Annotated in this window: 24 protein-coding genes; 12 read left to right on the top strand and 12 right to left on the bottom strand. The window is 56.1% G+C overall.

The features are described 5' to 3' along the window. Nucleotides 1-241: 241 nt before the first annotated feature. From OSJ75_RS09210 to OSJ75_RS09225, 4 genes are read right to left on the bottom strand one after another with little or no spacing between them, the layout of a single operon-like run. Nucleotides 242-1576 (bottom strand): MFS transporter, encoded by a 1335-nt coding sequence (locus tag OSJ75_RS09210; RefSeq protein ID WP_250015676.1) that lies wholly within the window; start codon nt 1574-1576, stop codon nt 242-244. Between the two features lie 52 nt (nt 1577-1628). Continuing rightward, nucleotides 1629-2399, bottom strand: a complete 771-nt coding sequence (locus OSJ75_RS09215; RefSeq protein ID WP_267227685.1) for an enoyl-CoA hydratase/isomerase family protein — start codon at nt 2397-2399, stop codon at nt 1629-1631. A 7-nt stretch (nt 2400-2406) separates the two neighbouring features. Continuing rightward, nucleotides 2407-3636 carry a carbohydrate ABC transporter substrate-binding protein gene (locus OSJ75_RS09220; protein ID WP_267227687.1) on the bottom strand — a complete coding sequence of 410 codons (1230 nt, stop codon included), beginning with the start codon at nt 3634-3636 and terminating at the stop codon, nt 2407-2409. Beyond that, on the bottom strand, nt 3554-4747 hold the full coding sequence (locus tag OSJ75_RS09225; protein ID WP_250015669.1) for a CaiB/BaiF CoA transferase family protein: 1194 nt from the start codon (nt 4745-4747) through the stop codon (nt 3554-3556). The genes OSJ75_RS09220 and OSJ75_RS09225 overlap by 83 nt, the downstream gene beginning before the upstream one ends. A 219-nt stretch (nt 4748-4966) precedes the next feature. Here OSJ75_RS09225 and OSJ75_RS09230 point away from each other — a divergent pair, with 219 nt between their 5' ends. From OSJ75_RS09230 to OSJ75_RS09255, 6 genes are read left to right on the top strand one after another with little or no spacing between them, the layout of a single operon-like run. Beyond that, entirely contained in the window at nt 4967-6172 is a 1206-nt protein-coding gene (locus tag OSJ75_RS09230) for a substrate-binding domain-containing protein (protein ID WP_267227688.1), read from the top strand. 56 nt (nt 6173-6228) lie between these two features. Then, entirely contained in the window at nt 6229-7071 is an 843-nt protein-coding gene (locus OSJ75_RS09235; RefSeq protein WP_267227689.1) for an ATP-binding cassette domain-containing protein, read from the top strand. After that, nucleotides 7061-7822 (top strand): ATP-binding cassette domain-containing protein, encoded by a 762-nt coding sequence (locus OSJ75_RS09240; protein WP_267227690.1) that lies wholly within the window; start codon nt 7061-7063, stop codon nt 7820-7822. Before OSJ75_RS09235 ends, OSJ75_RS09240 begins: the two co-directional genes overlap by 11 nt. Next, a complete protein-coding gene (locus tag OSJ75_RS09245; protein WP_267227691.1) occupies nt 7819-8799 on the top strand; it encodes an ABC transporter permease in 981 nt (326 codons plus the stop codon). Before OSJ75_RS09240 ends, OSJ75_RS09245 begins: the two co-directional genes overlap by 4 nt. Continuing rightward, on the top strand, nt 8796-9752 hold the full coding sequence (locus OSJ75_RS09250) for an ABC transporter permease (RefSeq protein ID WP_267227692.1): 957 nt from the start codon (nt 8796-8798) through the stop codon (nt 9750-9752). The genes OSJ75_RS09245 and OSJ75_RS09250 overlap by 4 nt, the downstream gene beginning before the upstream one ends. 11 nt (nt 9753-9763) lie before the next feature. Then, the gene (locus tag OSJ75_RS09255) at nt 9764-10876 is read left to right on the top strand and encodes a M24 family metallopeptidase (protein ID WP_267227693.1); all 1113 of its coding nucleotides are present in this window, start codon (nt 9764-9766) and stop codon (nt 10874-10876) included. On the opposite strand, the gene OSJ75_RS09260 is transcribed toward OSJ75_RS09255, so the two are convergent. The 6 genes from OSJ75_RS09260 to OSJ75_RS09285 form a co-directional block, all read right to left on the bottom strand. After that, entirely contained in the window at nt 10873-11862 is a 990-nt protein-coding gene (locus tag OSJ75_RS09260; protein ID WP_267227694.1) for a LacI family DNA-binding transcriptional regulator, read from the bottom strand. The two genes, OSJ75_RS09255 and OSJ75_RS09260, sit on opposite strands and share 4 nt — an antisense overlap. 53 nt (nt 11863-11915) lie before the next feature. Further along, nucleotides 11916-13046, bottom strand: coding sequence for a lactonase family protein (locus OSJ75_RS09265; RefSeq protein WP_267227696.1), 1131 nt, complete (start codon nt 13044-13046; stop codon nt 11916-11918). Beyond that, nucleotides 13031-13801 (bottom strand): SDR family NAD(P)-dependent oxidoreductase, encoded by a 771-nt coding sequence (locus OSJ75_RS09270; RefSeq protein WP_250015658.1) that lies wholly within the window; start codon nt 13799-13801, stop codon nt 13031-13033. Before OSJ75_RS09270 ends, OSJ75_RS09265 begins: the two co-directional genes overlap by 16 nt. After that, on the bottom strand, nt 13798-14979 hold the full coding sequence (locus OSJ75_RS09275) for an aldose 1-epimerase family protein (RefSeq protein WP_267227697.1): 1182 nt from the start codon (nt 14977-14979) through the stop codon (nt 13798-13800). The genes OSJ75_RS09270 and OSJ75_RS09275 overlap by 4 nt, the downstream gene beginning before the upstream one ends. A gap of 104 nt (nt 14980-15083) precedes the next feature. Next, nucleotides 15084-15998, bottom strand: coding sequence for a sugar phosphate isomerase/epimerase family protein (locus OSJ75_RS09280; RefSeq protein ID WP_250015656.1), 915 nt, complete (start codon nt 15996-15998; stop codon nt 15084-15086). 23 nt (nt 15999-16021) lie between these two features. Further along, a complete protein-coding gene (locus OSJ75_RS09285; RefSeq protein WP_267227699.1) occupies nt 16022-17113 on the bottom strand; it encodes a Gfo/Idh/MocA family protein in 1092 nt (363 codons plus the stop codon). A gap of 359 nt (nt 17114-17472) precedes the next feature. On the opposite strand from OSJ75_RS09285, the gene OSJ75_RS09290 reads away from it, so the two are divergent. Then, nucleotides 17473-18492 (top strand): LacI family DNA-binding transcriptional regulator, encoded by a 1020-nt coding sequence (locus OSJ75_RS09290; RefSeq protein WP_267227700.1) that lies wholly within the window; start codon nt 17473-17475, stop codon nt 18490-18492. A gap of 309 nt (nt 18493-18801) precedes the next feature. Here the strand turns inward: OSJ75_RS09290 and OSJ75_RS09295 are convergent, their stop codons facing one another. Beyond that, the gene (locus tag OSJ75_RS09295) at nt 18802-19845 is read right to left on the bottom strand and encodes a substrate-binding domain-containing protein (RefSeq protein WP_267227701.1); all 1044 of its coding nucleotides are present in this window, start codon (nt 19843-19845) and stop codon (nt 18802-18804) included. A 159-nt stretch (nt 19846-20004) separates the two neighbouring features. Here OSJ75_RS09295 and OSJ75_RS09300 point away from each other — a divergent pair, with 159 nt between their 5' ends. Genes OSJ75_RS09300 through OSJ75_RS09320 form a run of 5 tightly spaced genes read left to right on the top strand, consistent with a single transcriptional unit; the run spans nt 20005 to nt 24867 of the window. After that, nucleotides 20005-20997 carry a Bug family tripartite tricarboxylate transporter substrate binding protein gene (locus OSJ75_RS09300; RefSeq protein WP_267227702.1) on the top strand — a complete coding sequence of 331 codons (993 nt, stop codon included), beginning with the start codon at nt 20005-20007 and terminating at the stop codon, nt 20995-20997. Between the two features lie 34 nt (nt 20998-21031). Further along, nucleotides 21032-21817 (top strand): HpcH/HpaI aldolase family protein, encoded by a 786-nt coding sequence (locus tag OSJ75_RS09305; protein WP_267227703.1) that lies wholly within the window; start codon nt 21032-21034, stop codon nt 21815-21817. A gap of 16 nt (nt 21818-21833) precedes the next feature. Beyond that, on the top strand, nt 21834-22295 hold the full coding sequence (locus tag OSJ75_RS09310; RefSeq protein WP_267227704.1) for a tripartite tricarboxylate transporter TctB family protein: 462 nt from the start codon (nt 21834-21836) through the stop codon (nt 22293-22295). An 8-nt stretch (nt 22296-22303) separates the two neighbouring features. Beyond that, on the top strand, nt 22304-23803 hold the full coding sequence (locus OSJ75_RS09315; RefSeq protein ID WP_267227705.1) for a tripartite tricarboxylate transporter permease: 1500 nt from the start codon (nt 22304-22306) through the stop codon (nt 23801-23803). Between the two features lie 8 nt (nt 23804-23811). Continuing rightward, a complete protein-coding gene (locus OSJ75_RS09320; protein ID WP_267227706.1) occupies nt 23812-24867 on the top strand; it encodes an aldose epimerase family protein in 1056 nt (351 codons plus the stop codon). A gap of 114 nt (nt 24868-24981) precedes the next feature. Here OSJ75_RS09320 and OSJ75_RS09325 read toward each other — a convergent pair whose 3' ends face one another. Next, on the bottom strand, nt 24982-26019 hold the full coding sequence (locus OSJ75_RS09325) for an Ldh family oxidoreductase (RefSeq protein ID WP_267227707.1): 1038 nt from the start codon (nt 26017-26019) through the stop codon (nt 24982-24984). Nucleotides 26020-26021: the final 2 nt, after the last annotated feature.

Consider the following 26021-nt stretch of genomic DNA (forward strand, 5'->3'; position numbering starts at 1 on the left):
GGCGATCTGGATACTCACTCGGTTTCATTTGACCAAATTCTGGGCCATCCGCTGTTTCCCTTCGCGGATTTTCGCACCAGCGATACATCGTTTATGATGCTCAGCCTTTACTGGGCAGCGCCGGTCAAATTGGGCTAGGCTGCGACCGACATGTAGTTGGAAGTCACATGCACGGAAGCAGCCTGAAAATCACGCAAAGATCGAACTGTGTCGACTCGCAAGTCAAGGTTCTAGCAACTAATCAGCCGTGCGCTGTGCGCGCCTCCTGCTCGGACAGAATGCGTTTCCGGTTTGATTGCTCGTCACGACGACGAGCCTTCTCGACCCACAACACCGACGCTAGCGTGATGAGACAATAGAGAGCAGTTATCATCGCGACGGGCCAGACAGAGTCATACCAGCCGACCAGCGCAGTCGCCAACAACGGCAACGGACCAACAAAGATGGCACCCGTAACTTCGCGCGCAAAGGCGATCGCGCTGTAGCGCACCTCGGTTGGGAAGATATCGCAGTAGAAGGCAGGCTGAACACCAAAGGACGATCTGGCGCCAATCGCATGGCCGATGATGATCAGAACAACCGCCATCCACGGCGTGCCCGCGCCCAGCAGCTGGAAATATACCAAGGAGTAGACCGCCGCCGCAGCCGACCCCAAGGCCATGATGACAACCCGTCCGAAACGATCGGACAATGCCCCAAACACCACGCACATGACCGCGCCGAACGCGCTTGAAAGCATGACACCAGTTAGAATGATCTCACGTGGGAAACCAAGTTTAGACGTCGCATAAGCCAAAGTGAATGTCTGGAACACATAGGAAAGGTTCGGCGCGAGGTTAGCGCCCATTGCGGCAAGCATTGTGCGGGGATGATTGCGGAGCACTTCCAGCACCGGCAATTTTGTGTCGCGGCGCTCTTCCTTCACCTGAATAAATTCCGGCGATTCTGGAACCTTGCGGCGTATATAGACGCCGAGAAATAGCACCAGTCCACTCAACAGAAATGGAATGCGCCAGCCCCAACTCATGAATGCGTCTTCCGGCAGCAACGTAAAGAGCGCAAAAACACCCGCCGCCAGAATGGTCGCCACATCCACCGCAGCGGCGGGAAGGCTGGCAAAAAGCCCCCGTCTGTCCGACGCAATCTCGCCTGCCATAACGACGGCGCCAGCATATTCCGCGCCAGCTCCCAGGCCTTGTACAATGCGAAGCAAGAGAAGAAAGATTGGGGCCCAGATACCAATCGAGGCATAGGTCGGCAGCAAGCCGATCAGTGTCGTACTGACGCCCATCATCAAGAGCGTTAGCATCAGCACCGGTTTGCGACCAATGCGATCGCCCATCCAACCAAAGACGATACCGCCAAGCGGGCGCACCAGGAAACCCACTGTATATGTCGCAAAAGAAGCAATTATCCCCGTGGTGGGGTCAAATTGCGGAAAGAACAGATGATTGAATATCAATGCTGCCGCGGTGGCATATAGTATGAAGTCATACCATTCGACGACTGTTCCAATGGTGCTTGCAAATATTGTACTGGCGAGTGCCCTTGACCCGGTTGTTGGACTCGTTCCCACGAGCGTTCCTCCCATGAACTAATGATAGATTTGTACAGCCTCAGAAGTCCTCTCATCGGCGCCTGAAAACTGGTGCCCTTTTTTCCTTGAAAGCTTCTCGCCCTTCATGCGCATCCTCGGTTGCAAAGCAGATCGTTTGCAGATCGCGTTCGTATTCGATGGCTTTTTCAAGTGGCATCGAAACAGCAGCTTTGAGATTGAGTTTCGCAGTCTCGGCCGCAATGGGTGCGCGCGATGCGATCACGTTCGCAATTTCGTGGGCGCGTGCAAGCAAATCGGCCTGCGGCACAACCTCGCTCACCAACCCCCACCGTTCTGCCTTCTCAGCTGAAATCGGATCGCCTGTCATGATCATCAGTGCCGCATTGGATGCGCCGACGGAATGCGCCAGGTGCGCCGCCACTCCGCCGCCACCGATCCAGCCGAGCTTGATCTCAGGTGCCGCAAACTGGGCATTTTCGGATGCAATCCGGATGTCACAGGACATGGCCGTTTCAAGTCCCCCGCCAAAGGCAAAGCCGTTGACGGCCGCAATCGACGGCTTGAGCAACGCACGAAATGCGTCGCAATAGTCTGGCCGATTACGGAACTGCCATGGTGTCTCATACGCATCGAGTTCGCGTATATCCGAGCCTGCACAGAAAGCTCGTTCTCCGGCGCCAGTCAGAATGACACAACGGATAGTGTTACTATCGTTGCATTCTGTCACTGCAGCAACGATCGCATCAGCCATTTCCGGCGTCACGGCATTGAGCTTTTGCGGGCGATTCAATGTGATGATGGCAATCGCCCCAGCTATTTCGAATTTTATTTCTTCTGTCATTCAAAACCTACCTTTCACCGCCACGCACGCGCGAAGCCGCATAAAGAGATTGCAATTCATTCAGCACTGCGGGTGCAGGGCGGCGTTCATCAAACGCCGCTCCCAACATCGCCGAGGCCTTGCCCTGAAAAGCGATGTAGCCGTCATGACGCGGACGTACATAGGCCTGCTCCAACGTATCCGCCGTATTGCGATAGAAATCGGCCCATTGCCGGTTCACCCGGTCATCGTGCCAGACATCGCGGCGCGATGGTTGACCATCATGGTCGGGAATAAATCTCGATTGGGCTTCGTGGCCCATCAGCCACAACAGATGGCTTTTGAGTTGCGGCGTAACACTGCAACGGCGGGAAATACCAATACCCGTACCACCCAACGTCGAACCAGGACGCCCGCCAACGGCGGCGCGCGGTGCATTGTGAAACATGATAGTCCGTCCACTTTGCGGAGCCGCATAATTCACATAGCCATAGACCAGCGGGCAAAGTGCGACGTCCTCATTCTGACCCATATGTCCCAGCAGGCCGATGGGATTCATTTGCCGGACAGACGCAGGGCTGCGCGCAGCCAGTTCCGCCATCAGGCCATAGACCTGTCGTCCGACAGTTTCGGAAACCAATATGTCGGGATCCGCTTCAGCGGGCGGTTCCCCATGAGCGGCAGCAATAGACAGAAATGACAGACAGGCATGCGGACCAGCGAGCGATAGTGCTACCTTTCCGCTTCTTTGCGAAAGGCGAAGCACTTCATCCCATGTGACCGGAATATCGTCTGCAATATCTGGACGCAGAGCCATAACCTGCGTGGCGGCATCAAGCGGCAGGGCCCAGTGCTTACCTCCAAAGCGATAGCTTGTCAGCGATGGGCCGATGCTGACTTCGCCAAGTTCGGCAATTGTTTGCGCGCCAAACACTTCCTCAAGCGAATGGAGGCAGTTGCTGGAAATGGCCTCACCCACATGCGGATGATCGAGAACCACGAGATCATAGCGTGCGCAAAGATCCGCGATCGGGTGCGATTCAAACCCTTCCAGTGGCTGCTTTTGCCAAAGGATGTCCAAACCTGAATTATTGACGATCGGCAATTTTGCTGCCGCAGCCAATGCGTTGTAGCCGCGCGGATGGTCCCAAGTGAGCGCTTTAACCGCCTGCATTTCAGATGCTGCCCGAAACAATAGCGCCCGATCGCTCCAGCGCTTCGATTTTGTCGGCCGCATATCCGGCTTCAGCCAGTACATCGCGCGTGTCTTGGCCCGTGATTGGTGCTCCGCGATCCACTGTCGATGGCGTTTTGGAGAAACGGATCGGGAAACCCGGTGTCTTCACCCTGCCCTCGGTCGGATGCTCATATTCAACAAACGTGCCATTGTGCTTGATCTGCTCGTCTTCAACGAGATCGGCATAGCCATAGACAGGGCCGCACCAGATATCAGCAGCACGCAGAAGCTCCAGCCATTCGCTGGAAGTCTTTGTCCTCAACTTTTCCCGGGTCTTGGCAAAGATTTCGTCGCGTCGCGTCCAGGTGTCGACCTCGTCATTCATGGTGAGGAAACTGTCTTCGCCGATGACCTTGCCCAGCGTCTCCAACTTTGGAAAAGCGACAATGATGAAGCCATCAGACGTTGCAAAAGCGCCGTAGGGGGCACGGATATAGACATGGGCGTGTGGCTCTGCCGACCGTTCCTGTGGCTTGCCGCCGACGGTGAAAACCGAAAGCTCCTGCATCTGAATGGTCGTGATCGCATCCAGCATATTGACTTGTACCAACTGACCCTCGCCAGTGCGCTCGCGATGGAGTAGCGCAGCAAGCGCGCCTTCAAAGGCGTTGTAGGCCGTGATCGCATCAACAAGATATTGCCCGGCAGCTGTCGGCGGCTCGGCCTCACGGCCTGCCGACAGCATGGCGCCCGACATGCCCTGCAAAACGAGATCCTGACCCGGCCGGTGCACGTAAGGACCATCTTCGCCATAACCGGAGATCGAAACGTAAATCAGCCCCGGATTGATCTTGGAGAGCGACTCGTAATCAACGCCCAGGCGCTTTGCGACGCCTGGGCGATAGTTCTGCAAGAACACGTCGGCAGTTTTCACCAAGTCCAGGAGAACCTGTTTCCCATCCGGAGATTTCAGATCGACCGCGAGTGAACGCTTGTTGCGGTTGAGCGACAGAAACGAGACGTTGACGCGGCTGCCCTCGGCTCCGCCCGCCGCCACATGGCGCTGCCATTCTCCCGTCGTCGGCTCAACCTTTACCACGTCAGCGCCAAGATCGCCCAAGCGCTGCGCAGCGAATGGCCCGGCCATAGCAATCGAACAATCCAGCACACGATAGCCTGATAAAATACCCATGGCAGCTCCACTTCCCTGCTCAAATCCATTTGCGCAGAAGCTACCTTAAATTTTGGCCGTGTCTAGGGTGAGCGCTAACATTTCTACATGCAGATCAACATGATTTGTGTCATACTGCTACCAATTGCATTAGCGCTCACATTTTTCGTTTGACCTAACGTGATGTATGTGAATAAGATTTTTACAAGTGAATAGCATATTCACATGGGAGGAGAACACATGACCAAACTAAGCTCAGGCCTCGGTCTGAAGGCACCACTTGCGCTCGTCATCTTGTCGGCTTCCGCATTGAGCACGCAGGCGCTAAGTCAGGACCGCGCCACACTACTCGGCTCACTTCCAACCGAAATTCAGGCGCTTTATACCGATGTGGTTGAAGTGGGCCCTTCGGCTTATGCTGATTTCAAAGCACCAAGCAAACCATGGCGGTGGTGCCATTCGGAATCCTATATGGGCAATCCATGGCGGGTGACCTTCAATGATGAACTCAAGCGCCTCGTAGACAACGCGATCGCGGCTGGTGATGTGTCTGAATATGTTGTTTCGGACTCCAATGGCGATGCCACGCAGCAGATTTCACAAATTCGGGCCTTCATAGAACAACGCTGTAATGTCATTACGACCATTGCTGGCTCGTCCACTGCACTCAATGCAGTGATCGACGACGCCCTTAAGGCGAACATTCCAGTCATCACGTCGGCTGGGGCCGTCACGACGCCGAACGCCATCAATGTCATGCATAACCAGAATCTCTGGGGTTATGAGATGGGCAAGGGCATCGCAGCGACACTCAAGGATGGCGGCACCGTCCTTCAGGTCGAAGGCATTTCCGGTCATCCGCTTGTGCAGCAGGAAAATGCCGGACTTGAAAAGGCTGTTGAAGAATCCACCAACCTGAAGATTGCACGCAAGGTGAGCGGGGATTGGACCGGCACCACAACGAAATCCGCGGTGCTACAAGCACTCGCCACTACGCCCCAGCAGATTGATGCAGTCTGGTCAACGGGCAGCGAAGCTCGTTTCATTGCGGAAGCCTTCCAGCAGGCTGGTCGTCCGCTGCCTCTGATTGCAGGTTCCATTTCAGGCGATGCCCTTGGCTATTGGAATGCCAACCGGGACACGTTCAAGTTCTACGGTGGTGAAGTTTCACCGCATGTCGCGGCACAGAATGCCTTCCGGGTCGCCTTGCGGGTTCTTGAAGGTCAGAAACCGCTCGTCAACACCATCATTGCACCTATGCCAACGATTACGCAGGCCGATCTTCCGACCTGGTACAAGGACTGCATGAAGCCGGATTCCGCAGCCATCTTCCCGATTCCGCCGCAGGATCCATTTCCAGAAGAACTCTTGAATGGCTACTTTTCGAACGGAAGCGCGACAGCGCTTTATGATTTTGCCAAAGTTCCAGCTTCCTGCGCCAAGTAACCGCTTGCCGGACGACACCGTTACCACATCAATTGGCAACCGCTTTGGCTTGTCGCATGCAGAAAGGCACTTCCATGCCAGAGTCTGAGCATTCGACGCTGGGCACTTCCAGCATACACAGGCTGCTTGCCGAAGCGGGACTGCCCAATATCGCGCACGCTCCCGTCAGGACGCTCCGTGTCGAAAGTCTCGAAAAACGATATGGCGAAACGGTAGCGCTCACAAATGCCAATGTGACTTTCGGCCATGGCGTTCATACGATCCTGGGTGAAAACGGGTCAGGCAAGAGCACCATGCTCAAGATATTGTCGGGCGTAGTCGCACCTACCCATGGACGTGTCGTGCTCGATGATCACACCGTCTCTGGCAAATCGCCTGCCGATATGAAAGCACTGGGCCTTGCAACAGTGTTTCAGGAAGTCCTTATCGCTCCACATCGTTCGGTGGTCGAGAACATCTTTCTCGGATTTGACGGGCTCGTCACCCGCAAAGTCAGTAAATCGGGACGTGAGACGGCTGCCGATGCAGTCCTGTCCAAGATCGCGCGCTTTCCTATCGACCTTCATGCAGCTGCCGGCGGCCTGTCACTTGCTGCACAGCAGCTTGTGGTAATTGCTCGCGCTCTCATCAATCGCCCGTCGATCCTGCTTCTCGACGAAGCCACGGCCGCACTCGACTATGCAGATCGCGATCTCGTCTTTGAAGCAATCGAGGATTATGCGGCTTCCGGCAACATCGTGATCTTCATTTCGCATCGACTCGAAGAAGTGAAGCGCCTTTCTGATAAGGTTACCGTGCTACGCAGCGGACACGTTGTCGATACGCTCGACAGGCAGCAAATCAACAGCCAGATACTTCTGAGACTCATGGCACCGGAGGCTCACCTCGATGTCGAGTGATCAAATCATCCTCTCCTATGAGAATCTGGTTCTTGCACCGGGACGCAGGGCTTTGTCGGGCACCATACGCGCAGGCGAAATTACCGGCCTTGCAGGCCTGGAGGGCCATGGGCAGGAGCAGTTTCTGCTGGCACTTGCTGGACTCGTTCGGCCCCGTCAGTCCACGATAGAAGTAATTGCTCGGTCAGGTGAGCGTAACAGCTATCACAATCATCACGATGCGGCCAAGTGCGGGGTGGTCTATTTGCCGCGCGATCGGCGTGCGACCGGCATTTTCCCAGCGCTGTCCGTGCTCGACAATTTCGGCATGCCTTCCATGCCGCGCTTCTCGTGGGCCGGCATTCTCAATCGTCGCAAACAGAAAGAAGAGCTTCGGCGCTATACCGAATTTCTGTCGATCCGCTATCCGGCAATGGACGCGCCGATCACGGCACTAAGCGGTGGCAATCAGCAGAAGGTTCTGCTTGCCCGACTTCTGGCACTCAAACCGCGTTTGATGCTCCTCAATGATCCAACGCGCGGCGTTGACCTCAATACACGCATGAAGTTCTACGAATCCTTCCGCGAGCTTGCCCGTGAAGAAGGTATCGCGCTCGTCATCCTATCGAGCGAAATCGAAGAAATCCTGCAGATCTGTGACACTGTCTCAGTGTTTCGCGATTTTGAATGCTCGAGAACCATCGGCAAATCCGAAATGTCGATGTCGGGCGTTCTTGCAGCCATGTTCGGACAGAATGAGATTCAGCTATGATAGCATCCGACAGCAAAAGCGGCTTGCCGCGCATATACTCTGGCCGCCGGGAAACATGGCTGGCCGCAACTCTCTTCGTCATTCTGCTTGTCATCAATATCGTGCTCAACCCGCTGCGCTTCGCACCTTCGAACTGGGGCTCGGTGCTGGGATTGGCAGCACCAATGCTGCTGACCTCGCTTGCTATCACGATACCATTTCTTGCCGGACGCGGCTCGATCGACATCTCTGTCGGTCCGCTTGTCGGCTTGATCAATGTCATCCTGGTCCAGATACTGATCACAGGAAGCGACGTCTCATCACCCTTCATCATTGTCCCTGCCGCAATCGCAATCGGGGTTCTTGCGGGTGCGTTGAACGGTGTTCTGGCCGCAATTATCCGTATCCAGCCGATTGTCGCGACCCTTGGCACCTATCTCATCTTTGGCGGGCTGGCGCTAACCATCCTGCCTTCGCCATCGGGTTCTGTGCCTGCATGGCTGGCATCCCTTGCTGGGCCCTGGTCTATCCTGCCGGTAGGTACGGCGGTCTTGATATGGATCGGTATCAAATGCCTGCCTTTTTATGAGACACTCATGGCCGTCGGTAGTGAGGATCGCGCTGCCTACACCGCCGGCGTCAATGTTCCGTTCGTCCGTTTCATGGCCTATGTGCTGGCTGGATTATTTGCAGGGCTTGCAGCATTGTCGCTCACCGCCCTCATCGGTTCGGGCGATCCTATCATCGGACCTGGCTACACGCTGATTGCCATCGCTGCGGTTGCGCTTGGCGGCGTCAGCCTTGCAGGTGGCGTTGGCGGACTCACAGCCGCATTTCTGGGTGCTGCGGATATTTTCCTGCTGCAAAGCATGTTGACGGCCTTCAATGTCTCTACCTTCGTGCTTCAGGCAGTCTATGGCGCCGTCCTCGTTCTTGCGGTGTGCCTCAACTCCGAACAACTGAAATCACTTCTTTGGCGCAAGGCGGCCCAATCATGATCAAGGCACTTGCGAAAAATCGGGCACTGGTTGCCTTCATCGGGGTGATACTGGTCTTCCTGTTGGGAGCGGCCATCATTCCGGGCTTTGCCAGTTTGTTTTCCATCCGTGCCATGCTGGTACTGGCTGCACTACTGGCAATTGCAGCGCTTGGTCAGACGCTGGTGATGATCCTTGGAGGCATCGACCTTTCCATTCCCTTTGTCATAGGCTTTGCCAATGTCGTCTTCGCAAGCCTCTATGGCGATGGAATGCCGCCGCTTGCGGCCGGCATGATCGTGTTGGTATCGGCGGCATTGATCGGTGCTGTTTCCGGTGCATTATCGGCTGCGCTTTCCATTCATCCGCTGATTGTCACGCTTGGCGTCGGGACGATGGTTCAAGCCGGGGTTCAGCTCTGGACACGCGGATTGCCTACCGGGTCTGCACCGCCATTCATCAATGATTTCGTATCGCTGGGAGGCAATATCGGGCCTTTGCCATTTCCGTGGCTCATTCCCTTCACGATTCTCCTTACCCTTGGAACCGTCTTTGTCTTGCAGCGCACGATCTATGGCCGCAAGCTTTATGCACTGGGTTCAAACATAAAAGCTGCCGAACTTGCACTGATCAGACCGGCTGCAATATGGGCGATAACCTTTGGTTTGAGCGCTGTATTTGCGGCCCTTGCTGGCATTCTATTGCTCGGCTTCACCGGCTCCTCGAGCGCTACTGTCGGCACGCCCTACCTCTTCCAGACTGTCTCAGCAGTCGTGATCGGTGGAACTGCACTTGTCGGCGGTCGCGGCGGCTTTGTCGGAACAGTGGCAGGCGCAATCATGCTGATGGAACTGCGTACATTTCTCATTGGGCTGGGCTTTTCGGATGCCATGGTACAGTCGGCCCTTGGCGTATTGATCCTGCTCCTGGTCGCGGTCTATGGCCGAGACCGCCATATCCGCAATCTGATCTGAAGGAAATGCAGTTGGACGAGAGGCTCGCACGCACGATTGAAGCCATCAAAGCATCCGGTGCCGATTGGGGACTTTTCACCAGTCCTGATGGCATCGCCTATGCCTCGGGCCATATCGTTTCCATTGAAACGGGACCATCGCCCTTTGCCGGTGGACCAGCCATCGCTCTCGTTGGTAAGCACGGCGAATGCGGGCTTGTTGTCACCAATCTCGAGGCGGAAACGCCAAGCTGGGCAGATATGATTCTCACATATGAAGGTTTCTCATACAAAGAGCCGACGGACATTTTCGCGAACTACTGCAATGCGACGCAAGAGCATTGCACCAGATTGGGTGTCGGCGGGACGATTGGGATAGAGCAGAACAGCTTCCCGATGTCCCTATTGCCGCTCGTCAGCACGCAGCGGCATGTCTCACTTGACGATGCCTTCAAGCGCCAGCGCATGGTCAAAACAGCAACCGAGATCACGTTGTTACGTGAGGCCGCATTGACCGCTTCCGCCGGGCAACGCGCATTGATCGAACACGGCAAGCCAGGCCGCAGCGAGCTGGAGATATTTGCAGATGTACGGCTCGCCATGGAAACCAGCGCCGGCGAACGCCTCCCACTCGCCGGGGACTTCATATCGGGCAAGGAACGCACCTCGGCATTCATGGGTTGGCCGACAAACCGGGTCATCGCGACCGGCGACCCGCTCATTTGCGATCTCGCGCCACGCGTCAAAGGCTATTGGGGCGACAGTTGCGCATCGGTAATGCTGGGTAAAGCAAGCGTAGGGTTCGAGAAACAGTTCAACGCCGTAAAATCAGCGCTTGATCTGGCGATAGAAATCGTCCGTCCTGGCCTTGGTATCGGTGAACTGGATCAAAAACTTCAGGCGCATATTGCGGCGCAGGGCTATGGCTATGCCCATCACTCCGGGCACTCCATCGGCACATCTGTGCATGAATGGCCGCGACTCGTGAGCTATGAAACCGAAAGATTCAAGAAGGATATGGTTGTGATGGTGGAACCGACCTCCTTCGATCCGGACATTGGCGGTGTGCGGCTCGAATTCATGCTGCATGTAACCGAGATTGGCTGCGAAGTGCTGGCTGACTTCGAGCACCGGATGAGCATTTAGCCGCTTGCTCTGATTTTCAACTCGAAACCGACGTCGACGATCCTGGTCGTTGATGTGTCGCCGCGCATGGCTTCCAGTAAAAGCTTGCCCGCCTGCCGGCCAATTTCCGCCGAAGGCACCGCCACTGTCGTCAACGGTGGCAGCAGATGACGCGACAGTTCAAAATCACCAAACCCGGTAATGGCAAGCCGCTGTGGAACCTTGATTCCGATGCGCTGCGTCTCCAGCAATGCACCGGACGCCAGGACATCGCTCGAGAACATGACAGCATCGGCTTCCGGATATTGGGCCAGCGCTTTTCGCAGAAGATCGATCCCTGAAGCTACGGCAATCGGCATTTCAACCGCTACCGTGATGCGTGGCTTCTCGTCCGGAAACTGCTGCTCCATCGCCGCCTTGAATGCAGCTCTGCGCTCAACAGCACGGCTATCACCTTTTCGAACAACACCAGCAAACACAATATAACGTCGACCTGCGTTGATCAGATGACGTACCATTTCGGTGATCGCCGCCGCATTGGAAAACCCGACCAACCGATCGATTGGTTTATCGGTAAAATCCCACCCTTCAACAACAGGAATTTCGGCGCGTTTGAGCAATGCGACGCTGCGTTTGCTATGGTGTGTGCCAATCAGGAAAACGCCATCCGGCCGGCGGCCGAGGAGGCTGCGAATGATCTCTTCCTCGCGCTCAAGCCGATAATCGGTATTGCCGAGGAATATCTGATAACCAGCCTGATGCAGCACTTCGGAGAAGTGCTGGATGGTGTCGGCAAAAACAGACGCGGACAGAGTGGGTATGATCGCCGCGACCGTATTGCTCTTATGCGATGCAAGGTGACTCGCCGCGAGATTGTGAATGTAATGCGTTTTCTCGATAGCAGCTTGAATGAGCTTCTGCTTTTCAAGCGTCACTGAATCTGGAAACCGCAATGCCCGCGAGACGGTTTGCATGGAAACGCCTGCGGCAGCAGCCACATCCGCCATAGTGACGCCAGAGCCTTTGCGGCGTCGTTTCCGGGGTGATGACGTTTCAACGTTCACAGATGGAACGGCCTGACACAGACGGGAGTACCAATTTCGATGCGTTTACCCGTATCGGTCAAATTGCCTGTCTCCTTGTCGATTGCGAAGATCACAATGCAATCTGCATTCTGGTTCGCGACCAGAAGCCAGTTGCCGTCCGGCGTCAGCGTGAAATTACGCGGTGTTGCACCACCCGTAAAGCTGTAACCGATCTCAACCAAGCTTCCATTCTCCTGGTCCACACGAAAAGCTGCGATCGTGTCGTGGCCACGGTTGGAACAATAAAGGAAACGGCCATCTGGCGAGAGGTGAATATCCGCACCATGCGAGTCAAAGCCCGCCGGCACCGTCGGCAGGGTCTGAGCAAGACGCATGTGTTCGCCGGCACGCTCAATCAGAGAGACGGTCGAATTCAGTTCGTTGGAGACATAAACGAACCGCCCATTGGAATGCTGCGCGATATGGCGCGGCCCAGCACCGGGTGCCGTCGCAACACTGCCCAGCCGCGTGAAAGCACCCGCGCCATCCAGCCGATAGGCGATGACTTCGTCGAGACCAAGATCCGCTGACAAGAATATGCCGCCTTCCGGCGTTTCAACCACGCAATGCGGGTGGCTGCGTTCCTGCCGGTCAGTTGCAGGCCCCAGGGTGCCCGCGTGACGAACACTGCTTGCAGCAGGAGCGAGGCTTCCGTTGCCTCGTACTGGCAGCGAAACAAGCGACTGGTCCGGTCCACCCGATCCCATCCCATAATTGGCGACCAGCACAAACTGTCCGTCACGGGTCACGGTATTGTGTGCGCTTATACTGCCCTGTGTGCTTTGCTTGTTGAGATAAACCAGCTCACGACTTCGAGCATCGAAGCGATAGGCGCTAACCGCTCCTTCGTGCCAGCCGAACACTTCGGAATTCGCGTAAATGACGCCTGAATCTGCGGCAACACTCAGAAAAGTCGGATTATCGACGGACGACGTGGCACAAACATGTGACGCATGTCCTGTCGTTGTATCGAATGCATAGACGGAAAGACCTTCGCCACGCGCCCCCTGAAAATAAGGCGCTTCGCGGTTAAGTGAGCCAACCGCCAGATACAGATTCCTCACGCATTCCTCCAGTGCATCATGTCTGCTTAATGCATTACCCATCCACCATCGACATTCAAGGTCTGGCCGGTGATAAACCCGGCATCATCCGACGCGAGGAACATCAGGGCCGAGGCTATATCCCTGAACGATCCGCGACGCTTAATTGCCTGATGCTCCAGCACGAAATTTGTATAGGCTTCTGGATCAGGATGGATTTTTTCAGCATCCGTTGGAAATGCACCTGGAGAGATTGCGTTGACGGTAATGCCATAAGCACCAAACTCGCGTGCCCATGCGCGGGCAAGTCCGATCAGCGCGCCCTTCGACTGCACGTAAGGCGAGAGAAGCGCCCAGCCGCCATAGGCAGTAACACTGGCAATGTTGATGATCCGCCCCCATCCCTTGTCCCGCATATGCGACAGCGCCACCTGAACGCAGACAATGCCTGCATCGACATTGATGTGTTGCACCTTCTGCATTTCCTCAAGCGTATAGTGCTCAAACGGCTTCGACGGATAAATCGCGGCATTGTTGATCACGACATCGAATCCACCGATTTCATTTGAAATCGCTTCCAATGCCGGTCGAAGTGCCCGCAAATCCGCGAGATCAAGTGTGTGGATCGAAAGCCCGGCAAGACCATGTGCCGCGGCCTTTTTTTCGAGCTCGCCGACCTTTTTAGGATCGTGATCGATAGCCACGACCCGAGCACCTGCGCGGAGAAAACTCAACGTGGTTTCGAGACCCAGGCCCCCGGCAGCACCCGTATAAAGAATAGTCTTGCCTTCGACGGAAAATGGGGACGATGTGCTCATGAACGGCCTCCAATGGCAATATGATTGCCTGATGGCACCGGGAAATCGCCATCAGGCTGTTTGCAAATGGCTAGAATTCGGGCTTCGCTCGCCGCAATTTCCGCGGCATCGGCGAGAATGCGGAACGTGCTATGGTAATTGCGCTCTTCGCCATGTTCGAGCCAGATCAGTTCGCCCCGCTCGCGCGCAGCGCCATGCCCCAGCACATGATTAGTCGCGGGCTCTATGCCGAGCGCATACTGCCCGGCTTGCAAGTTCTGCCACTCATACATGCACGCGAACTGATCCTTGCGGGTGACGACTTCAAAGCCGATGCCGAGCCGATCATTGACCAATGCGACCGGCACTTCGCCATTGGCATCGGCACCCATTTCATGCTGCCAGACCTGTTCATGAAACTGCATCTGTGGCGCCGGCAGTGTGCAATAGCCAACACCCTGCTTTTTGTAGTCGTCTCCGGCATGTGCCGCCCAGACCACATCCTTGATCGGCGCGAGATAGCGCGAGCCTTCGGCCAAAACGGGATGCCCGACATTGATGTGATAACAATACATATGCGGCGTGCGATAAAAACCGTTATTGGTCACGCGATCCATCAGCTTGACATCGTTGGTGCCCGCCTTGATTTCGATGCGACGCGTCAGTTCCAAATGTTCGCCAAAGACGGTTCCTTGCGTAACGGCGCCCTCGCACCAGAGATAACATTCGTCGCCGTCCCAGCGTTCTCCATAGCCGGTGAGCTTCGCTGGAATGGTGCCGACGCGCCCATGAATGGAATGCTTGATCGTCTGGCGTGGCTTGTAATTATAGTGATCCGCAGACTCATCATGCATGAAGAGGATGTGATCCAGACCGCACGTGACCATCAGGCCGGAAAACGAGCGCATCCAGCCCAGGCCGCCTTCACCCTCATATTCATGCAGGCCCGGATGGCGGAAACCGGACGGAGAATGCCAGCCGATAGCCATGCCACGGTATTCGCAATCGGCAATATCCAAAGCCCGATCAACCAGCACGGTGAAGCGCAAACCGGTGCCGGACCGGAATTCCAGCATTCTTATGCCGCGCTCCAAACCATCTTCGAGCACCATCAGGCGAACGCCCGCAAATTGCGCAAAAGAACCACTGCTTGCGGCAATGTCGCGACGCGACCTCACCTCTCCATAAAGCTTCACCATTTTGGCACCTTAAATACTGTAGCGTGCGGCCGTTTGAATTCCGAAAGCGGCCGGCGCTCCCAGGATGAACTTCGCATCGGCCACACAGGCCGCTCAACGTGGTATTACAGTCCTTGCGCGCGCAGCGTTCCGTCGAGAAATTTCTTCGCACGTGGCACATCGGTCTCATCGAGATGTTCAATGATCATCGGAATATTCGGATGTTTCTGGGCAAGACGCTTGAGATAAAGGTCATAGTTGAGCGAACCGAGGCCCGGAGCCGGCAGTTCGATCTCACCCACGCCGCGGAAAGTATGGCTTTCAAGCGCGTCGGCGTCGCCGATATCGGCATGTTTTTCGCTTTTGTCATCACCTGAACGCTTGACGTCCTTGGCATGACCGATCTTGATCTTGTCGGACAACGTATCAAAGACCTGATTGAGGATTTCATCCATCCGATCGATATTGTGCGTCTCGAAATAATTTGTCGGATCCATCAACAGGCCGAGGCCCGGATGATCGACCTGTGCAAACATCTTGACCGTTTCCTCAACAGAGCCAACGACGTTGTTCACATAGGTTTCAAGCAGAAATACCGCGCCGTGATCATAGGCGAACTGCGACAGGTCAGCGATGACCTTTCGGCATTCCTCAAAGCCCTCTTCGGTCTTGTTTTTTGGGTGGTGGACCCAGTCGGATTCCGTGTTGTAGGTACCGGTTTCAGAAATCACGTAAGGCGTACCGAGATATTGCGCGTGACGGATGATCTCTTTGAGATAGTCGACGCGCCGCCCGCGCTCAGCCTTGTCCGGATGAATGATGTTCGTATAGCCGGAAATGCACGATATCGGCAAATTGTGATCGCGGAATGTCTCGCGGATCTTGATGCACTTATCCTTGGTGATCTGACCGGCGCTCAGGTCAATATCCTTGAAGTGCATGTCCAGCTGGACTGTATTGAAATCAAGCGCGCGGATTTTTTTGGCCGTTTCTTCCAATGAATAAGGAAAATAGCCGCTGAAAATACCCACCTGCATCATGATCCAATCCCTCCCCTTTTACTTCAATTGATTGATATTTCAGACAATCTGACCGTGCGGCACTCATCGATCGACTTATAGCCAGCCTCAATGAGCGCGACAGTTTTCACATTGTCGGCCACTGAAAGCGCTGGCGGTTCGCCCGACTGAATGGCGTATTGCAGTTGCTCCATCACGCCGATGAAGGCATGTGGAAACCACATTGTTTCCCATTTCGGACTCACCCATTTGCCGCTCGTCGTCTTCCTGGACACATAGGTCAGCGTGGACGGCGAACCATCGGGCCAGCCGATCGTGCCCTGTGCCACACCATCCGTACCTTCGACGCGCCACTTGATGTAAAGATCGCTGTCGAAGCCCTCTTCGCGCGGCCCCGACCAGACATCTTCGATCGAGACAGCCATGACGCCACTTGCGAACATCAGCGTCGAGACGGTAATGCCGTCCTTGTGTTCAAACCTGGTGCGCGGGTCAGTTCGCGTTAGCGTGGTGATCGTTTCTGGCTCACCGAATAGAAATCGCAGCACATCGAGATGATGCACGCTCATGTTGGACAATGTCAGGCGATCGTAATCTTCGAGAAATGTCTGCCAATGAGGGATCGCACGCATATCGATCGTCGCCATCACGGGCGCACCCAGCTCACCCTTGTCGAGAATTTGCTTCAATACGCGCATCGACTGGTCGTAGCGCATGTTCTGATTGACCGAGAGGATTTTACCAGCCCGTTCCGCTTCATCGCGAAGAGCAATGGCTTCCTTAAGTGTCAGAGCCAGCGGCTTTTGCGCCAGAATTCCCTTTATGTGCGACTGTGCGAGCGCTGTGCGAATGAGCGCAGGCTGTTGGTCCGGCGGATATGCTATGTCGAGGACTTCGATTGCTTCATCGGCGATCAGCGCTTCAGGCGTGTCGTGAACCATGCCGATACCCCAGCGTGCGGCTACCGCTTCGGCCTTGGACTTGGTGCGCGAGGCGATTGCCGCGACGGTAAAGCCCGCAATTTTGTAGGCCGCAAGATGGCACTCCGACATGATCATGCCTGCACCGACACAGCCAATTTTGAACTCCCTGGCCCGCAACTGCGGATCAGGAGCAAAGCCCAGCGCTTCCCTCATTGCATCCTCCACTGTACTCCAAGGGTCCACATCTTATCGACGGATCGACAAGCCGGACCCCTCCTCCTTCGAGGAGAAGCCAACCTCCATTGGCAACTTGATGATTATTGAAGCCTCGACATCGCAGTGTCAACGCCATTAGCAATCATTTTACATCATTTATCATCAATATTGATGACTGGCGCCGATTTTCGTCCGAATTCCACGACTCGCCTATGAACCAATGACGTCTTATGATGGAATTATCTCGTAGCGCACTAGATTCTAACGAGGAAAACCCATGTCCTTAGCACGACCGGGCTTGCATCCTGCGGAATTCGAAATACATCATTTTCCATCATTTTGATGAGGAGTCTGATTTGCGTTCGACGGTGAGCGATATTGCTAAGACAGCGGGAGTTTCCAGTTCTACCGTCGATCGCGTGCTGAACAACCGTGAAGGCGTTAAAGAGCGCACGCGGCAGATCGTGCTCGAAGCCGCCCGGGACCTTGGCTATCTGCCTGGCAGCACACGGTCCAGCCCATATCCCGCCCACCGCATCAGGCTGGATTTCGTTTTGCCAGCGGGCACAAACACCTTCATTGCCAATCTGCGCAACCAGATCGTCACGCAGGCCGCTCTTCAGCCTGAGATCGAGCTGACGATCCACAGTGTCGAAGGTTTCAACCCCGATACACTGGCGCGCGCACTCGAGGCGCTCAAGGGACAGGCGCAAGGCATTGGCGTGATCGCACTGGATCATCCGGCCGTGCGCGAGGCCATGCGCTCCCTTGCCGAAGCCGGCGCACACATCGTTACCATCGCATCTGACATCCTGCATGTGCCGCGCGTCGGCTATATCGGCATCGACAACCGAGCTGCTGGCCGCCTCGGCGGTTATATTCTCGGCCGTTTCCTTGTCCGGTCAGCAGATAAAAAGATCGCACTTTTTGCCGGATCCCTTTCCTATCGTGGTCATGAAGAGCGTGAAATGGGCTTTCGTCGTGTAATCACGGAGGAGTTCTCACATCTTGACATTGTCGAACTCAAGGAGATCGAGGACAGCCGTGAGAAAGCCTATACGGAAACCATGGCTTTGCTTGAGCGCCATCCAGAGCTTGCTGGCATCTATAATCTCGGCGCGGGCAATCAGGGCATCGGACAAGCGTTGATCGATTCCGGGAAATCAAATTCTGTCATTTTCGTCGGCCACGAATTGACCGAAAACACCAAACGACTTTTGTTGAATGGCACCATGGATGCCGTCATCGATCAAAACCCGCGCGTTGAAGCGCGGGAGGCGCTCGCCGCGTTGATAAACAGCGTCAAGGGTCAGCCCTTCGACAATCATCCGCCACGCATACAAGTAATATTCAGGGAAAATATTCCGGAGCTCTAATCCTTCGCTTTTGCCCAAGGACTTGCAGGCAAGACCGGCTATATGGCAAATGGCAGTCGATCGGGAAAGGGACGTCGATCCGACCGAATAGCGTTCAATTATGGGTGTTGTCATGTCTGGATGGCGCCCGTTTGGCAGGGTGATTTTGGGAGAAGTTTGAGCACGGCGGGTCGGATGCAGTCATGTCTCCGGCCTTTGCGTGCGGCATGTCATGACCGCTGGACCTGTCACGGCAATTGTATGCGCATACACATTGGTCGCTACTATGTTCGGAACATGCGCATTGGCGCAGAGTTGTGATTTCCAGATTCAGCGTTTGGCTGGCGCCGTCGAGCCGCGTACTATCAGCTTGGCCTGCATGGGGGGCGGCAGGTCGGGCATTTCGCGGCGCAGGCGCGCCAACAAATATAGCGCCGCCTCTTGTCCCATCGAAGCTCGGTCCACTTTCACGCTGGTAAGCGGTGGAGTGGTGTGCTGCGCAATGGGATCGTCGTCAAAACCGATGATGGAGAGATCGTTCGGTATGGATATGCCGCGTGCTCTGGCCTCGGTCAACACACCGAAGGCGATCTGGTCGTTACCACAGATGATTGCAGTTGGCGTCGGGCTTCCGGCGGCCAGGATAGCCGCAAGACTGTCCCGACCGAACTGAATGCTCCAAGGCCCCTCGATGAAGTGCTTTGGTCGCATGCCCAGCCCTGCAGCCGCCAATGCGTCACGGACCCCGCCGACCCGGGCCTCGACCCTCGCATTATTCGCTTGAGGTGGAGCGATCATGCCGACGGTTGTGTGGCCCAACGACAGGAGATAATTCGTAATTTCTTGAAAAGTCTTGAAATTGTCGATGCCGATTGTGGGGTGACGACTATTGGCATTGAAGCCATGAGTGATGACATAGGGTACACGGCGTGCCGCCATTAAATCGAAGATGGGATCGCCGAAATCTTCCCCAACCACGGTTATGGCTTCTACCCCGCGGGCCAGCATGGCCTGGGTACTGCGCATTGCCTGCGCGGGGTCGTGATTGGATACCGACACGATCAGGTTGATTCCAGCATCGGAAAACACTTCCTGCAGAGCGGCGACATGGGTGGCAAATATGCCATTTGCCAGAGTCGGGATCAATGCGCCTGCGATCAGACTGCGGCGTCGCGCCAGTGCGCTTCCTGCTCCGTGCGGCAGCCAGCCAAGGCTTTCAGCGGCCGCCAGTACTCTCTGCCTGATGTGAGGCTGAACCTTGTCCGGCTCGTTAAACGTCCGGGAGACGGTCGCCTGAGACACCCCGGCAACCTTGGCGACGTCAACGGCGCGGGGTGATCGAGGCATTGTTGGCTCTTCAATGGCTTTGGTCATCTATCAGGCCTGTGTCATCCGCTTTGAGGCATAGCTGCGACTGATATTGCATTTCCATACAAGGTTGACAAGGCAAATGAATGCGCATACATCCGTGAAACTACAAGTCCGGCGCTCGTATCAAGCCGGCGGAATGGCGGATATCGGGAGGAGATCGTCATGACCCAATTTAAACTGTCACGCCGGCATTTCATCGGCGCAGCGGCTTCTGGCCTCGTGCTGCCACGCGTACCTGGCGCTTTCGCCCAATCCGGCTATCCGAGCGGCAATATCACATTCATTGTCGGCTATAATCCCGGCGGCACCAGCGATCTCATCGCGCGCAGCTTTGGTGACGAGATAACCAAGGAAACCGGGCAGACCGTGGTGGTGGACTATCGTCCGGGGGGTGGTGGTGGCATTGCCGGCGACATGGTCGCCCGCGCACGCGCCGACGGCTACATGCTGCTGGCGGTAAGCAACACTTTCTATGCGGTGACACCGTTCCTTGGCAATGTGCGTTACGACCCGCTAGCCGACCTGACGCCGGTGGGATTTGCTGGCGACCAGTTCAATACCATGTCGGTCCATCCCTCGGTTCCGGCCAATACGCTTGAAGAGCTGATCGCTTATGGCAAGGCCAATCCAGGTGTGCTGAACTTTGCCTCCAACGGACAGGGTTCGCTCACACATCTGTGTGGTGAATATTTTAAGCAGCGCACCGGTATTGAAATGACCCACATCCCCTATCGCGGCGCGGCAGATGCCATTCAGTCCACGCTCAAGGGTGAGACGCAGGTCAATTTCTCCATGGGTGATGCCGGCTATCATACACGCGGTGAATTGCGCGGCCTTGCCACGCTTGGGGAAAGCCGCTGGCCATCCCTGCCCGATGTCCCCTCGACAACGGAAGCTGGTCTTCCCGACTGGGCCATCCGTTCGTGGCATGGTGTTGCCGTGCCGAAGGGGACGCCGCCCGAAATCTGCCAGCAGTTGAACGAAATGATGAACCGCTATGTGCAATTACCCAAGGTGATCGAGCGTTTTGCAACGCTTGGGCTACAGCCCGGTCAGCAGACGCTGGCGCAACTCGAAGAGCGTCGCCGTCAGGACCATGCAGTGTTCGGGGACCTGATTGCGAAGGCAGGTATCGTCGCAGGCTCCAAGCCTTGAGGCTTCCGCAATTGTGCGCATTGAAAGAGATGAGATGACCTATAGAGATAATTCCATGAAGGCCCGCCTCGTGGCCGGCGAAAAAGTTCTCGGCTGCTGGACGTCCTCGGGAAGTCCAGTCGTCACCGAGTTACTGAGCCTCGCGGGCTATGATTACCTCGTGATCGATCAGGAGCATGGCGTGGGCGACAATCTCAGTCTGATCGGCCAGCTTCAGGCTATGGCCAACAACCCGGCCACCGCTATCGTTCGCGTGCCATGGAACGATCATGTGATGATCAAGCGGGCGCTCGATGCTGGAGCAGAAGGAATCATGATCCCCTCCGTCGATACTGCAGAAGAAGCCCGGGCGGCCGTGGCAGCCTGCCGCTACGTGCCCTCCGGTATAAGAGGCGCTGGCTGGGCTGGCAGCAGGTCCTCCCATTATGGGATGATCAAGGATTATCAGCTTACGGCTTCCGAGCGCCTTCTGGTCGTCTTGCAGATCGAGACGGTCAAGGCCGTGGAAAATCTTGACGAGATTCTCAAGGTCGAGGGCATCGATGTCGTGTTCATCGGCGCCATGGATCTGACCGGCTCCGCCGGTCATCTGGCAGACCGTCATCATCCGGAAGTCGTGCCCTATTTCGAACTTGCCGAGCGTAAGATTCTGGACTCTGGCATTCCCATGGGCACCGTTCCCCTGCAACGTTCCTGGCAGGAATTATTCGATGCCGGTTATGCCATGGTCAATTCCGCGTCGGACACCGCGATCCTGCGGGACCGCTCCCTCGCCGATGTCGGCACGTTTCGTCAGCTTTACGGGCGCACGGGCTCATAAACCAAGGATTTCGGCCATGCCCTCGTTCGTGTGCAATCCGAAAGATTTCTGGATGGGGCTGCTCTACCTCGTGGTGGGCGGGGCGGGTCTTTTCTATGGCCGGGATTATGTGATCGGTAGCGCGGCCAATATGGGCCCAGGATTCTTTCCGTTCTACATTTCCTGCCTGCTGTTGATTTTCGCGGTGATTTCTTTCGTTCGCAGCGTCACGACGACCGGCGAGGCTGTCGGCCCAATTGCCTGGAAGGCCATTGCGTTGATCACCGGGGGCGTCCTCGCCTTCGGCTTTCTGATTGAACGGGCGGGTCTTGCCATGACGATGCCACTGCTGCTCGTCCTCGGGGCGCTTGCCAGCGACAGGTTCAGCCTGGAATGGCGGACTGCGTTGGGGGTGATCGCCTTCACTCTGGCTTGCGCGGCCCTGTTCACCTACGGCCTCGGCCTGCCCATTCCTATTCTCGGCTCCTGGTTTCGGTGAGGCAGTAAATGGATATGTTGGCCAATCTCGGTTTGGGCCTTGTCACGGCAATGACCCCCTTGAACCTGGTGTATTGCTTTGTCGGGGTTTTCCTTGGCACTGCAATTGGCGTTCTGCCCGGCCTTGGCCCAGTCGCCACCATCGCCATGTTACTTCCACTGACCTTCGGTCTGCCACCTGAAACATCGCTGATCATGCTGGCGGGCATTTTCTATGGTGCTCAATATGGCGGTTCGACCACGGCTATTCTGGTCAATCTGCCGGGCGAAACCAGTTCGGTGGTCACCACGCTCGACGGTTACCAGATGGCGCGCAATGGCCAGGCCGGCAAGGCACTGGCCACAGCGGCCATTGGCTCGTTCATCGCGGGCACCATTGCCACTCTGGTCATTGCGCTCTTTGCCCCTTTTCTGGCTCAGGTCGCGTTCAATTTCCAGCCGGCGGACTTCTTCTCTCTTATGGTGCTGGGCCTCATCGCTTCCGTGGTGCTGGCCAATGGATCACTACTCCATGCGTTGGGCATGATCCTTATTGGTCTGCTGCTTGGTTTCGTGGGCACCGATATCAATTCTGGTGTTGCCCGCTACACATTCGATGTGCCGGAGCTTTATGACGGCCTCGAGTTCGTCGCCATTGCCATGGGTCTTTTCGGAATTGGAGAGATCATCGCCAATCTCGAAGAGAAACTGGACAGGAGCATTTCTCTCAAATCGGTTTCGGGCAGCCTGCCGACGCGGGAAGATTGGAAGCGGATCTTCTGGCCCATCCTGCGTGGCACCGGGCTGGGTTCCATCCTTGGCGTATTGCCCGGCGGCGGGGCCAACCTAGCCTCCTTCGCGGCCTATGCAGCCGAAAAGAAAATGTCCCGCCATCCCGAAGAATTCGGCAAGGGAGCCATCGAGGGTGTCGCGGCACCGGAAGCTGCCAATAATGCCGGCGCTCAATCCGCCTTCATTCCTATGCTCACTCTGGGCATACCCTCCAATCCGGTCATGGCCCTGATGATCGGCGCCATGTTGATACAGGGCATTCAGCCCGGACCAACCGTCATGACCGACCAGCCAGCGTTGTTCTGGGGGCTGATCGTGTCCATGTGGGTGGGTAACCTGTTCCTTATCATCCTCAACCTGCCGCTGATTGGCTTCTGGGTAAAACTCGTTTCTATGCCGTATCATCTGCTTTACCCGATCATTCTGGGCTTCTGTGCCATCGGTGTGTTTACTGTCAGCAATGCGAGCTTCGACGTCTATCTGATGGCGTTGTTCGGCGTGGCTGGATATCTGCTGCGCAAGATAGGCGCAGAACCGGCACCGATGATGCTGGCGCTCATCCTTGGCTCAATGATGGAAGAATATCTGCGCAGAGCATTGCTTCTATCGCGGGGTGACAGCACCGTGCTGCTCACCAGCCCAATCAGCGCTGGTATCCTTGTGATCTGCGTGGTGCTCGTGGCGCTAGTGGCTCTGCCCGCTATACGGCGTGGACGTGACGAAACCTTTGCGGAATAGGAGCGTTCATGGCGTTCACCACTTTCCTGGCTGGCTCTGTCGATGGTCAGCCCATAGAAGGCTTTGATATTGCGCGTGGAGATACGCGCGTTCGTCTCTTCAGCTATGGTGCGGTGCTCAATCAGCTCTGGCGGCCCGACAGGAAGGGCTGCGAGGCGGATATCGTTCTCGGCTACGATCAACCAGACGCATATGTGACCAATCGCGGCAATGCCGGCGCAGTCTGTGGTCGCCATGCCAATCGTCTTGCCGCCGGTCAATTCACGCTGGACGGTGTCGATTACCAGCTTGCCTGCAATGATGGTGCGCACCATCTCCATGGTGGCCCGAAGGGCTTTGGCAAACGTGTCTGGGGAGCCGTGCCGGATGCCTCCGGCCATGCCGTACGATTTGAGCTGGACAGTCCCCATGGCGATGAGGGCTATCCAGGCCATATGACGGCAAGCGTTACCTATGCGCTGGACACCCGCGGTGATCTTGGAATCCATATTCGGGCCAGCAGCGACCGGAACACCATCGTCAATCTCGTCCATCACGGCTACTGGAACCTGACGGGCCATGATTCAGGCTCTGTATTGGGCCAACATCTTCGGATCGCAGCCGGATATTATACGCCAGTCGATGCGGATAAGATTCCATTGGGGACCATGCGGCCTGTCAGCGGCACGCCCTTCAACTTCCGCACTTTACATCCAATTGGAGATCGCATTGAAGACGCATGGCCGGGAGGTGGATATGATCACAATTTCTGCCTTGACGAATGCGCAGAAGACGAGCCCAGTGTCGAGGCATGGGATCCGGTATCGGGGCGCGCCATCGCCATTCATACTAACCAGCCGGGCCTGCAATTTTACACGGCGAACCATTTCGGTGCTTTCCCTGCCACAGGAAAGGGTGGAGCGCATTACGTTCGATATGCCGGCTTTGCCCTCGAGACGCAGGGCTTTCCCAATAGCCCCAATGTCAGCGCTTTCCCATCCACAGTTCTCACGGCAGGCGAGACCTATAGGCACGACATGCTGATCCGGTTTTCTCTCAAAGACGTGCCGGAACCGAAATCATGAGCCATTCTCCGGGCCAGCCACGATGCTCATTGCGGCGCATCGGAAACGGAACAACAACCGTTCCAACTCACCTGGTTACCCATCTGCGGCGGGATGATGCGCGACAGCCCTTCTCTAATAGCTGAGGAATCGCGCAGTATCCGGGTCAATCGGAATACCTTCCGCCGCCCTACGGTCGGCCTCCGCCCACTCCCTGTCCCCTGGCGCCATAACAGGCCCGCCACCTTGGCGGCGAGCAGCGCCCCTTAGAGAAGCGAGATATCCCGCTATGGCTTGGGCAAATAATGTGGCACCAACAAACTTCTCGGGATCTACAACGAGAACGAAGTGCCCCATATTGCGTGGTTGATGCATATTATCCGTGCCGTACATGGGTATAAAATCAGGATCGAGGGTCGTGCCGGTTAGAAGTGCGGAGAATAGCGTGGCGACTCCAGCCAGACCGGCTCCCTTGTAGCCATATTCTTCGCCGCCGAGTGGCAGAAGCATTTCTACCTTGAACGGGTCGGTGGTGGCCAACCCGCCCTGGTCGGCCGCTACTCCGGATGGAAGTGGGGTGAGAAGCGAGCGATGCAATAGGACACGGTTCATCGGTATCGACGACGTCGCCATATCAAGCAGCCATGGCCGGCTATCCGGGACTGGCGCGGCAAAGGCCAAAGGGTTGGTTCCATGGAAGCGTTGTGCACCGTCGAACAGGCTCACCATTGCGTCGGTATTGGTCGTCGCGAAGGTAATAAATCCTTCCTCTGCGCCCGCCGTGGCATAAGCGCCGGCTGCGCCCAGATGCGAGGAATGCTCGATACCGACTGCTGCCACGCCGCTTTCTCGCGCTATATCCAATCCGACTTCTACAGCCTTGTAGGCTGCATAATGTCCAAGTCCATCGTCGCCGTGGACCATTGCGCTGCCTACGGCGGTGCGCCTTACCGATAATTGTGGTTGCTTGTTTAACCGTCCCTTTGCCAGCATACGGCAATAATGTTCGACAAGCCGGACGCCGTGACTGTCCACTCCGACCATGGAGGCATGCATCAGCGCCCGTACGGCGGCTGAAGTCGATTCCTCACTGGCTCCCGCATCAGACAAAGCCGCCAAGACGCGTCGCCGCAGATCATCGACCGGTACGAGAATTTGGTTATCATCGCGCATAG

The organism is Phyllobacterium sp. 0TCS1.6A (genome assembly GCF_026420825.1).
GTDB lineage: Bacteria > Pseudomonadota > Alphaproteobacteria > Rhizobiales > Rhizobiaceae > Phyllobacterium.

Bases quoted from the DNA above. Each gene is read 5' to 3' on its own strand.
- OSJ75_RS09215 (WP_267227685.1), bottom strand. From the start codon at position 2,399: ATGACAGAAGAAATAAAATTCGAAATAGCTGGGGCGATTGCCATCATC.
- OSJ75_RS09220 (WP_267227687.1), bottom strand. From the start codon at position 3,636: ATGTACTGGCTGAAGCCGGATATGCGGCCGACAAAATCGAAGCGCTGG.
- OSJ75_RS09225 (WP_250015669.1), bottom strand. From the start codon at position 4,747: ATGGGTATTTTATCAGGCTATCGTGTGCTGGATTGTTCGATTGCTATG.
- OSJ75_RS09230 (WP_267227688.1), top strand. From the start codon at position 4,967: ATGACCAAACTAAGCTCAGGCCTCGGTCTGAAGGCACCACTTGCGCTC.
- OSJ75_RS09235 (WP_267227689.1), top strand. From the start codon at position 6,229: ATGCAGAAAGGCACTTCCATGCCAGAGTCTGAGCATTCGACGCTGGGC.
- OSJ75_RS09240 (WP_267227690.1), top strand. From the start codon at position 7,061: ATGTCGAGTGATCAAATCATCCTCTCCTATGAGAATCTGGTTCTTGCA.
- OSJ75_RS09245 (WP_267227691.1), top strand. From the start codon at position 7,819: ATGATAGCATCCGACAGCAAAAGCGGCTTGCCGCGCATATACTCTGGC.
- OSJ75_RS09250 (WP_267227692.1), top strand. From the start codon at position 8,796: ATGATCAAGGCACTTGCGAAAAATCGGGCACTGGTTGCCTTCATCGGG.
- OSJ75_RS09260 (WP_267227694.1), bottom strand. From the start codon at position 11,862: ATGGCGGATGTGGCTGCTGCCGCAGGCGTTTCCATGCAAACCGTCTCG.
- OSJ75_RS09265 (WP_267227696.1), bottom strand. From the start codon at position 13,046: ATGGGTAATGCATTAAGCAGACATGATGCACTGGAGGAATGCGTGAGG.
- OSJ75_RS09270 (WP_250015658.1), bottom strand. From the start codon at position 13,801: ATGAGCACATCGTCCCCATTTTCCGTCGAAGGCAAGACTATTCTTTAT.
- OSJ75_RS09275 (WP_267227697.1), bottom strand. From the start codon at position 14,979: ATGGTGAAGCTTTATGGAGAGGTGAGGTCGCGTCGCGACATTGCCGCA.
- OSJ75_RS09280 (WP_250015656.1), bottom strand. From the start codon at position 15,998: ATGATGCAGGTGGGTATTTTCAGCGGCTATTTTCCTTATTCATTGGAA.
- OSJ75_RS09285 (WP_267227699.1), bottom strand. From the start codon at position 17,113: ATGAGGGAAGCGCTGGGCTTTGCTCCTGATCCGCAGTTGCGGGCCAGG.
- OSJ75_RS09295 (WP_267227701.1), bottom strand. From the start codon at position 19,845: ATGACCAAAGCCATTGAAGAGCCAACAATGCCTCGATCACCCCGCGCC.
- OSJ75_RS09300 (WP_267227702.1), top strand. From the start codon at position 20,005: ATGACCCAATTTAAACTGTCACGCCGGCATTTCATCGGCGCAGCGGCT.
- OSJ75_RS09305 (WP_267227703.1), top strand. From the start codon at position 21,032: ATGACCTATAGAGATAATTCCATGAAGGCCCGCCTCGTGGCCGGCGAA.
- OSJ75_RS09310 (WP_267227704.1), top strand. From the start codon at position 21,834: ATGCCCTCGTTCGTGTGCAATCCGAAAGATTTCTGGATGGGGCTGCTC.
- OSJ75_RS09315 (WP_267227705.1), top strand. From the start codon at position 22,304: ATGGATATGTTGGCCAATCTCGGTTTGGGCCTTGTCACGGCAATGACC.
- OSJ75_RS09320 (WP_267227706.1), top strand. From the start codon at position 23,812: ATGGCGTTCACCACTTTCCTGGCTGGCTCTGTCGATGGTCAGCCCATA.
- OSJ75_RS09325 (WP_267227707.1), bottom strand. From the start codon at position 26,019: ATGCGCGATGATAACCAAATTCTCGTACCGGTCGATGATCTGCGGCGA.